Source organism: Rhodococcus sp. O3, from assembly GCF_048897285.1.
Classification (GTDB): domain Bacteria; phylum Actinomycetota; class Actinomycetes; order Mycobacteriales; family Mycobacteriaceae; genus Rhodococcus.
In genome coordinates this window covers 23877-32847 of record NZ_JBMBTE010000059.1, presented here as the reverse complement: position 1 = coordinate 32847, position 8971 = coordinate 23877, and the positions used below count along the sequence as shown (strand labels likewise).

At 70.2% G+C, this 8971-nt stretch carries 8 protein-coding genes and 1 pseudogene; 6 read left to right on the top strand and 3 right to left on the bottom strand.

Features of this window, described 5'->3' with window-relative positions:
• Positions 1-44 precede the first annotated feature (44 nt).
• The 3 genes and pseudogenes from ACN675_RS17245 (at position 45) to ACN675_RS17235 (ending at position 3363) form a co-directional block, all read left to right on the top strand.
• A pseudogene (locus tag ACN675_RS17245) lies at positions 45-1665 on the top strand (thiamine pyrophosphate-binding protein).
• A gap of 20 nt (positions 1666-1685) precedes the next feature.
• Positions 1686-2342 carry an SRPBCC family protein gene (locus ACN675_RS17240; RefSeq protein ID WP_420751998.1) on the top strand — a complete coding sequence of 219 codons (657 nt, stop codon included), beginning with the start codon at positions 1686-1688 and terminating at the stop codon, positions 2340-2342.
• 7 nt (positions 2343-2349) lie between these two features.
• Positions 2350-3363, top strand: a complete 1014-nt coding sequence (locus ACN675_RS17235) for a 3-oxoacyl-ACP synthase III family protein (protein WP_420751997.1) — start codon at positions 2350-2352, stop codon at positions 3361-3363.
• 7 nt (positions 3364-3370) lie between these two features.
• Here the strand turns inward: ACN675_RS17235 and ACN675_RS17230 are convergent, their stop codons facing one another.
• Positions 3371-3982 (bottom strand): hypothetical protein, encoded by a 612-nt coding sequence (locus tag ACN675_RS17230; RefSeq protein WP_420751996.1) that lies wholly within the window; start codon positions 3980-3982, stop codon positions 3371-3373.
• Between the two features lie 154 nt (positions 3983-4136).
• Between ACN675_RS17230 and ACN675_RS17225 the strand changes: the two genes are divergently transcribed.
• Positions 4137-4769, top strand: coding sequence for a pyridoxamine 5'-phosphate oxidase family protein (locus ACN675_RS17225; protein WP_420751995.1), 633 nt, complete (start codon positions 4137-4139; stop codon positions 4767-4769).
• Between the two features lie 94 nt (positions 4770-4863).
• Here ACN675_RS17225 and ACN675_RS17220 read toward each other — a convergent pair whose 3' ends face one another.
• Together ACN675_RS17220 and ACN675_RS17215 are read right to left on the bottom strand one after the other, a co-directional pair.
• Complete coding sequence (locus tag ACN675_RS17220) at positions 4864-6372, bottom strand: protein adenylyltransferase SelO (RefSeq protein ID WP_420751994.1); 1509 nt, start codon at positions 6370-6372, stop codon at positions 4864-4866.
• An 89-nt stretch (positions 6373-6461) separates the two neighbouring features.
• Positions 6462-8078: an alpha/beta fold hydrolase gene (locus tag ACN675_RS17215; RefSeq protein WP_420751993.1), complete on the bottom strand. Its 1617-nt coding sequence runs from the start codon at positions 8076-8078 to the stop codon at positions 6462-6464.
• An 88-nt stretch (positions 8079-8166) separates the two neighbouring features.
• Between ACN675_RS17215 and ACN675_RS17210 the strand changes: the two genes are divergently transcribed.
• Together ACN675_RS17210 and ACN675_RS17205 are read left to right on the top strand one after the other, a co-directional pair.
• The gene (locus tag ACN675_RS17210; RefSeq protein ID WP_420751992.1) at positions 8167-8733 is read left to right on the top strand and encodes a DUF488 family protein; all 567 of its coding nucleotides are present in this window, start codon (positions 8167-8169) and stop codon (positions 8731-8733) included.
• The gene (locus ACN675_RS17205; RefSeq protein WP_420751991.1) at positions 8730-8951 is read left to right on the top strand and encodes a DUF2945 domain-containing protein; all 222 of its coding nucleotides are present in this window, start codon (positions 8730-8732) and stop codon (positions 8949-8951) included. The genes ACN675_RS17210 and ACN675_RS17205 overlap by 4 nt, the downstream gene beginning before the upstream one ends.
• The last annotated feature ends 20 nt before the right edge of the window (positions 8952-8971 follow it).

The window sequence follows — 8971 nt, the reverse complement described above, 5'->3', positions numbered from 1 at the left end:
GAGTCCCGCACCCCGATCCGCCCGTCCGGCGGGTCGTCGACGCCGTGGTCGACGCGGTCGCCGACCTGGGGGTGAGCCACGTGTTCGGGGTGGACGGCGCCAACATCGAAGATGTCTACGACGCGTTGTTCGCCACCGACCGGCCCGTCCGCGGGGTGGTGGCCAAGCACGAGTTCGCCGCCGCCACGATGGCCGACGGCTATGCCCGCACCAGCGGCGGGCTCGGGGTGGTGGCCGCGACCTCCGGCGGCGGGGCGATGAATCTGGTGGCCGGGCTCGCCGAGTCCTTCGCGTCCCGGGTCCCGGTGCTGGCGCTGGTCGGGCAACCGCCGACCACGCTCGAGGGCGCCGGCGCGTTCCAGGACTCGAGCGGTAAGGCCGGCACGATCCACGCGGTCCGGCTGTTCGCCGAGATCTCCCGGTACTGTGCGCGGATCGAGGGTGCGGACGAGTTGCCCGGGCACCTCGGCCGGGCGGTCGCCGCGGCGTGGTCCGGTGGGCCCGCGGTGCTGTTGCTGCCGAAGGACGTGCAGCAGGCCGCCGTCGACCGTGGATTCGCGTTCGCACCGCCGGCCCGACGCTCCGGCCACGATTCGCGTGGTCTCGCCCGGATCCGGGAGCTGCTCGCCGCGGCCCGCCGGACCGGGAAGATCGTGTTCGTCGCCGGGGATCAGGTGGCGCGGGACGACGCCCGCGAGCAGCTGCGCGCCCTCGCCGCCGCGACGGATGCCGCGGTCGGGGTCGTCCCGGACGCCAAGGGCCAAGGACGTCTATCCCGCCGACGAGCCGGGCTTCAGCGGGGTGGCCGGCTGCATGGGGCACGCCGAACTGGTCGAGGCGGTGCGGCACTGCGCGTTGTGCCTGCTGATCGGGACCCGGATGCCGGCCCTGGCCCGTGCCGGGCTGGAGGCGGCCTTCGACACGGTCCCGGTCGCCAGCGTCGGTGCCGAGCCCCCGTATCTGCCCGCCGAGCACGCGACCGTCCTCGACCTGTGTGCCGGGTTGGGTGCCCTCGCCGACGAGCTGTCGCCGGCGCGTCCGCCCGGGGCCGGCGCGTCCTGGGTGTCGGCGCCGTTGCCGGTCCCGCTGCGCGACGGACCCGGGCTGCGGTACCGGGAGGCCGTGGAGGCGCTCGCGGTGATGCTGCCCGCAGGCGCCGACGTGTTCGCCGACGCCGGCAACACGGGAGCGTCGGTGGTGCACCATCTTCCGGTCTCCCGGGGCGGCCGGTTCGTCGTCGCGCTCGGGATGGGCGGGATGGGCTACAGCTTCGGCGCGGCGATCGGCTCCGCGTTCGCGCGGCAGCGGCGGACCTTCGTCATCGCCGGCGACGGCGCCTTCTTCATGCACGGGATGGAGATCCACACGGCGCTCGAATATCGGCTGCCGATCACCTTCGTGGTGTTCAACAACAACGCCCACGCCATGTGCGTGACCCGCGAGCAGCTGTTCTACGGGAATCGGTACAGCTTCAACCGGTTCCGGCCGTCCCGGATCGCCGAGGGGGTCGCGGCGATGTTCCCGTCGATGCCCTCGTACCCGGCCGGGACCGTCGACCAGCTCTTCGACGCCCTCGAACTCGCGACCTCGGCGAGTGGTCCGTCGTTCATCGCCGTGGACTGCGACCCCGACGAGATCCCCCCGTTCCTGCCCTTCCTGCAATGAACCCAGCGAGGAGGACCACCGTGACCGTCCCGCTTCCCGCTCTCGCGGACATCCCCGGCGGCTTGCTTCCCGGGGTGCTGCGGATCGAAACCTCCGACCGCGAGTCGACGACCCCGATCATCCTGGACATGCTGCGGTCGGTGTATCCGCACGACCGGATCTTCGGCGACTACTGCACCGTCCACGGCTACATCGCGGCACCCCCGCGGGAGGTGTACCGGTACCTGTCGGACACCCGCAGCCTCGAGGAATGGACGTACAGTCTGCGCGACTTCACACCCACCGAAACGCCCGGGCTGTGGTCGGCGCACGACAGGCTCGGCACCGACACCACCATCTACACCCGCACCGTGGCGAACCCGGACGCGATGACCGTCGACTACCACTGCGCCTGGGATCAGGCCCGGCACCTGTGGATGATCTACCTGCTGCGGGTGGTCGACGCGCAGACGGTGTTCGACAAGCCCGGATCGGTGGTGCTGTGGACGAACTGCCACCACCCGTTCTACGACCGCAACCCGTATCCGGAGACCGCGCCCGCGGGCCGCAAGGTCTGGGTCGGGGACTTCTGGGACATGTTCGCCGCCGGGCACCGCCTGGAACTGGACAATCTCACCGCCCTGTGCGAATACCGGGCCCGCCGCGGCCTGCCGATCACCCCCGCCTGGATGAGGTGAGGCCGGCATGGTCACGGTCAGCCTGCTCGACGTCGCGAGCTACCTGCCCGGCCCGCCGATCGGCACGGAGTTCTTCACCCGGTTCGCGCGGTCGGACCGGATGGCCCGCAACGTCATGTTCCGCGCCCCCACCCACCGCCATCACGTGGCCGACGGGGAATCCGCCGTCGACATGGCCGAACGCGCCGTCGCCCCGCTGATCGAACGCCACGGCCGCGCGGCGGTCACCGACGTCGATGTGCTGCTCACGCACACCCAGCTGCCGGACCTGCCCGTGCTCGGGTGCGGTGCGGAGCTGGCACGCCGGCTGGGCATGACGCCGCGATGCATCCTGGACGTGCACAACGGGGGCTGCGCGGCGTTCGTGCACATGATCGAACTCGCCCGGACCCTGCTGACCGGCACCGGGGCCGGCACGGCGCTGATCGTCGCGGTGCAGAACAGCGCCGGTCAGATCTTCACCCAGCCCGAGGTGCGGTCGCTCGCGCAGGCCGCGGTCCCCGGGGACGGTTGCGGCGCCGCGCTGCTGGGGGTCTCGGAGCGCGCGCCGATCCTCGGCATCGAGAGCCGGCATCATCCCGAGTACGCCGGGGACATGACCGCCGAGATCGACCCGCCCCGCAAGTACTGGGCCCCCGGCACCGGGCAACTGCACATCGCCTTCACCGACGCGAAGATCACCGCCGTCTTCGCGCGCGGCAACCGGCTGGTCCCGGAGACGGCGCTGGCGGTGTGCGATCGGATCGGCGTGAAGTCCACCGAGGTCGATACTTTCGTCACCAACCAACCCAACCGGTTGTTCCTGCGCAACTGGCGCGAGGCCCTCGAACTGGCCCCCGAGCGGCATCCCGACACCTTCGACGAGTGCGGCAACCTGTTCGGTGCGGCCATCCCGGTCACCCTCGACGTGGAGAACCGGGCCGGCCGGATCCCGAACGGATCGCTGGTGCTGCTGGCCGGATTCGCGCACGCCGGTGACTACGCCGCGGCGGCGGCGATCCGGTGGGGTGCGGCGCCGTGAGCGTGGTTCAGTTCGGCGGCGCGAGTTCGACGTCGGTGAATTCGACGGTCGCGCCCTCGGTCAGCGGTGGGGTCTCGCCGGCCTCGCCGTGCCGGAAGAAGGTGGGCGCGCCGAGCGTGGCCCGCAGGGTGTAGGTGCCGGGATCGGGCACCACGAAGTTGTTGGCGTAGTGGAAGAACGTGGAGTAGTAGAAGTTGAGCTGCTTCGAATCGACCACCTGGCCGTCGCCGCCGACGACCTCGAGGGTGATCGGCACGTCGGGCACGATCCGCCCGGTCGACGCCTCGAACGGGATGATCTCGATGTGGTAGTTCTCCCCCGGTGCCGGTTCCCGGAACTGCTGCTCGGCACCGGCCGGTTCGTACCACGGTTCGGCGGCCTCGACGATGTAGCCCACCCGCCACGGACCCGAGGTGGTCTCCCCGCCCTCGGCGGAGATTTCCTCTTCCACGGTGGTGTACTGCTCGACGACACCGGCCGGGGCCGCGGCGTCGGCCGCTTCCGTCGTGGTGGCGGTGGTGGTGGAGTCGGCGGCGCTGCTGTCGCTGTCGCTGCAGCCCGCCAGGGCCAGAGCGCCGGCGGCACCTGCGGCCGCGAGAATTCGAGGTATCCGTCCCATCGGTTCCTCCTCGGAAGTGCCGGACCGGAAGGGCTCGAAACAAGTGAGGCTAAGCTAGCATCGCCGCCGGTGTGGTCGTGTGTCTTTCCCGGAACCGGGTCGTCCGGGCCGATATTCGATTGTCCGGCGGCAGTGGCGCTGCTTGGATCGGGTCATGAGCGAACGCACCCGGATCACCCGCAAACCGGACCGCGGCACCGACGATCGGGCGGTCCTGCACAGGCTGCTCGACGACGCGCGGGTGGCGCACGTCGGGTTCGTCCGTCACGGCTATCCGGTGGTGCTGCCGATGGCGTTCGGCCGGGACGGCAACCGCCTGTTCCTGCACGGATCGACCGCCGCCGGTGCGTTCCTCGCCGCGCGCAGCGGACTGGAGGTCTCGGTCGCCGTCACCCTTCTCGACGGCCTGGTGTTCGCCCGTTCGACGTTCGACAGCAGTATGAACTATCGCAGCGCCGTCATCTTCGGGGTCGCGACCCCGGTCCCCGGCGACGAGAAGGAAGACGCGCTGCGGGCGGTCGCCGAACATCTCATGCCGGGCAGGTGGGACGAGGTGCGTCCCCCGACCGCGAAGGAACTCGCGGCGACGACGGTGCTCGAACTTCCGTTGGACGAGGTGAGCGTGAAGGTCCGCGCCGCCGGACCCGGCGAGGCCGCCGACGACGGTGAGGACCACAGCGTCTGGGCCGGGGTCGTCCCGCTGCACACCGTCGCGGGTGTGCCGGAGCGGTCCCCGCTCACCGATTCCGCTGTGCCGCTGCCGGGTTCGGTCCGTTCCCTGCTCTGACCCGCGGTGAGTGTGCACCTCTTGTCGCGCCGCCTCGGCGTGTCGCGACAAGATGTGCACACTCGAAAGCCTTTGCCCTGTCTCTCCTCCCGGATCACGTGCCGCAGAACGTCCGGAAGGTGTCGGTGAACGACTGCGGTGCCGGCTCGGTGTACTCGGCCCACTCGTCGCGGCGCTCGAACGGGTGCGTGACGACCTCGAGCAGCTTCTCGAAGGGCGCGAGGTCACCCCCGGTCGCGGCGCGCAGGGCTGCGTCGAGCTGATGGTTGCGCGGGATGTACAACGGGTTCACGCGGTCCATCGCGTCCGCCGTCTCCGCCGGTCCACGGCCCTGCTGCTGCAAGGCATTTCGCCGGCGTTCCAGCCACGGCCCGATGTGCTCGCGCGGAACGAGCCGATCGAGCGACGCCGGATCTCCACGAAGTTCGTCCGCGAGAGCACGGAAGGTACCCGTCCAATCGGCGCCGTGCTCGGCCAACAGAGTCAGCAGATCGTCGATCAGCGTCCGATCCACGGACCCGCCCGCGAAGCCGAGTTTCGCTGCCATCCCGGCCGTGTAGTGGTTCTCGTATCGTTCGTCGAAGGTGTCGAGGACGGCGGTGACCGCGGCGATCGCGTCGTTCGGCTCGGAATCGACCAGTGTCAGCAGGGTTTCCGCGAAGCGCGCCAGATTCCACTTCAGGACGGCCGGCTGGTTCCCGAATGCGTAGCGACCGGTGTGGTCGATGGAACTGAACACCGCGGCCGGGTCGAACGCGTCGAGGAAGGCGCACGGACCGTAGTCGATGGTCTCCCCCGAGATGGTGGTGTTGTCGGTGTTCATCACGCCGTGCACGAAGCCCACCAGCATCCACCGCGCCACCAGCGACGCCTGTGCCTCGACCACCGCCTCGAAGAAGGCCAGGTACCGGCCGTTCTCCCCCTGCTCCGGCAGGGCGGTGAGGTCCGGATAGTGGCGGGCGATCGCATAGTCGGCGAGCGACTGCACGACCTCGCGCTGCCGGACCGCGAACTCGAAGGTGCCCACCCGCAGGTGACTGGACGCGACGCGCGCGAGCACAGCGCCGGGTTCGACGCCGTCCCGGTAGACCGGGCGGCCGGTCGCCACCACCGCCAGCGACCGGGTGGTGGGGATGCCGAGCGCATACATCGCCTCGCTGACCAGGTACTCGCGCAGCATCGGCCCGACCACGGCGAAGCCGTCGCCACCGCGGGAGAACGGCGTGGGCCCCGACCCCTTCAGATGCAGATCCGCGCGCCGACCGTCACCGTCGACCAGTTCGCCGAGCAACAACGCCCGCCCGTCCCCGAGCAGCGGGGCGTACCCACCGAACTGGTGACCCGCGTACGCCATCGCGACCGGCTTCGCCCCGACCGGCACCGCGGAGCCGGCCAGAACGGCGACGCCGTCGTCGGTTCGCAGCGAGGCCGCGTCCAACCCCAGCGACGCCGCGAGGTCCTCGTTGAGCACGAGCAGCTTCGGATCGGGTACCTCGGCGCCCTGCCACGGCACCGACAATCCGCCCATCTCGTCGACGAACGTGCTCTCGAGGCCGGACACCGCGGTGCTCGTGCCTGTCGGGTAATCCGGGATCGTCGCCATTCCCCGAGCCTAGCCACGCCCGCCGTGCGGTGCGCCGCGCGCACGACCGTGCAGGCGTCCGACCGCCCGGGAGGCTGTGGTCTCGAAGCTCACCCGCTGGTCGGTGCGTGCGCACCGAGGAAGTCGTCGATCGCCTGCACGACCTGCGCCGGCTGTTCGTCGTGGGGATTGTGCCCGGCGTGATCGATGATTCGGAGCGTCGAGTCGGGAATGCCGGCTGCGATCACCCGTTGGCAGTCCGGCGGGAAGACGAAATCGTCGAGGCCACCGAGAACCAGTGTGGGGACCCTGATCTCGCCGAGCCGGTCGACGATCGACCAGTCCTTCATCAGGTGGCGACCGGCGAAGATGAGCGGCTCGGGCCGGGGTCTCGAACGCCATGCTCCGGCGGCGAGTTCACGCGCGAGTACGCGGAGATCGTAGTGGTGAAAGTACGCACGCCCGATCCGCGCGAAGATCGGATAGTACTCGCGGGGTGTGAACTCACCCGTGAACCAGCGCCGCACCAGCTCGGCGTCCGCGCGACTGTAGCCACGCTCGAGGACGACCTCGGCGGCGTTCTTCCGCTCCCAACGACTGTCGGCGCCGGTGTCGAGCAGAACGAGCTGCGAGACACGGTGGGGGTAGCGCAGCGCGTATTCGAGCGCGACCTGCCCGCCGAACGAGTGGCCGAGCACCGCCCAGCGTTCGAACCCGAGGTGCTCTCGCAGGGCGTCGGCGTCCGCGGTCAGGTTCTCCCAGGTCATCGAGTCGACGGGTGCACCGACCGAGCGTCCGTTGCAGCGCTGGTCGTAGAACACCAGGGTGAATCGGTCCGCGCACACGCGCAGGGACTGCATCGTCCACAGGTCCGCGGACGGTCCGCCGTGCATGATCAGCAGCGGAGGACCCTGCCCGACGACGTCGACATACAGACGGATGTCGCGAATCGGGATGCGGCCGGGTCGGACGCGGCGCAGGCCTGCCCGCGGGCGTACCGCACCGCGTGGACGAGGAAGGTTGCCGCGAGGCACAACCGAGTCCGTCATCGGCTCCGATGCCCGGGCGGCACGTTCGACGTTGCGTTTCAGGACACGCAGCATGCGGGCCTGCATGATCCACACCATCGGCGGGAACACCCAGAAATACACGAATCGGGCGACCCAGCGCGGACGGCCCGCCTGATATCCGCTGATCACCAGGCGGGTGCGCCGACCGGGCAGCTCCTTCAGCAGAAAACCCCACGACCCTTCGATGTAGGCGGAGGGGCGGGGGCTGCGGGGGTCGAGAGTTCGGCCGCGTAGATCGCTCAGACCGTGGAGGCCGAGGAACCGGTTCTTCTCCATCGTCGCGACGGTGTACGCGTCTCCGGGTCCCGCGCCGGGCGCCCAGTATCGGAGGGTGTCGCCGCACCGGAGGTTCTGCCACTCCGGATGAACCCGGCTCGCGCTCGGACGGCCCGCGTTGTCCAGGTGGTCCCACGAGTACCAGCCGCCCCGGTCCCAGCCCATCTGCACCAGCCAGGGCCACACCTGTTCGGGCGGGGCGTCGATGGTGACGGCCATGGCTCCCGATTGCTGGCCGTCGGGAACCAGCTCGGCGCCGGGGAACGGTCCGGTGATCTCGTCCTCGGTGGCTCCCCAGCGCACGAGTCGTGGACGTATCACGCCGGCGTAGAGTGCGGCGGCTGCCGCGCCCGCGATCCCGATGCCCGGTGCGAGTGCCATTCGTCGAGGGTGCGCCCGTTCGCCGAAGCTGCGCAAGGGCGCCGGATACGGTCGAGGTACGCGACCGGTCGAGAGGAGGCCGCACGGCATGAGCGCTGGTCCCGGCACGTTGTGGACGATCGGCCATTGGACCTGCCCACCGGCCGTCGTGCTCGACACGCTCACCTCGGCGGATATCGAATTACTTGTCGACGTGCGCAAGATGCCGGGCTCGCGCCGGAGCCCGCAGTTCGACGCCGACGCGATGCCGGCCTGGCTGGAGAGTGCGGGAATCGGGTACCTGCACCTGGCCGAACTCGGCGGCCGGCGGCCGAAGCAGAGGGACGTCGACCCTGCCCTCAACGCCGGGTGGCGGAACGCCGCTTTCAAGAACTACGCGGACTACACGCTCACGCCCGCCTTCGAGGCCGGGCTCGCGCGGCTCACCGGCCTCGCCTCGGACCGGCACGTCGCGATCATGTGCGGCGAGCCGATGCCCTGGCGCTGTCACCGCCTGCTGATCGCGAACGTCCTGGCGGCGCGGGGATGGACGGTCGTGCACCTGATGACCGACGCCGCTCCGAGGCGGCACGAGCTGGGACAGTGGGGTGCGGCACCGTCGGTGGGTCCCGACGGCGTCGTGACCTATCCGCAGACGACAGGAGACACCGCATGAGCGAGAAGTTCGCGGTCGGCGACCACGTCAGCTGGAATTCCGAGGCGGGCCGGGTCTCCGGCACGATCACGAAGATTCACACGAAGGACTTCGAGTACAAGGGGCACACCCGTCATGCCACCGAGGACGAGCCGCAATACGAGATCGCCAGTGACAAGACCGATCACGTCGCCGCCCACAAGGGTTCCGCGCTGACGAAACTCCCTGACGGCCACTGACCGCTCGTGCGTGGTTTCGG

Bases quoted from the DNA above. Each gene is read 5' to 3' on its own strand.
- ACN675_RS17235 (WP_420751997.1), top strand. From the start codon at position 2,350: ATGGTCACGGTCAGCCTGCTCGACGTCGCGAGCTACCTGCCCGGCCCG.
- ACN675_RS17230 (WP_420751996.1), bottom strand. From the start codon at position 3,982: ATGGGACGGATACCTCGAATTCTCGCGGCCGCAGGTGCCGCCGGCGCT.
- ACN675_RS17225 (WP_420751995.1), top strand. From the start codon at position 4,137: ATGAGCGAACGCACCCGGATCACCCGCAAACCGGACCGCGGCACCGAC.
- ACN675_RS17220 (WP_420751994.1), bottom strand. From the start codon at position 6,372: ATGGCGACGATCCCGGATTACCCGACAGGCACGAGCACCGCGGTGTCC.
- ACN675_RS17215 (WP_420751993.1), bottom strand. From the start codon at position 8,078: ATGGCACTCGCACCGGGCATCGGGATCGCGGGCGCGGCAGCCGCCGCA.
- ACN675_RS17210 (WP_420751992.1), top strand. From the start codon at position 8,167: ATGAGCGCTGGTCCCGGCACGTTGTGGACGATCGGCCATTGGACCTGC.
- ACN675_RS17205 (WP_420751991.1), top strand. From the start codon at position 8,730: ATGAGCGAGAAGTTCGCGGTCGGCGACCACGTCAGCTGGAATTCCGAG.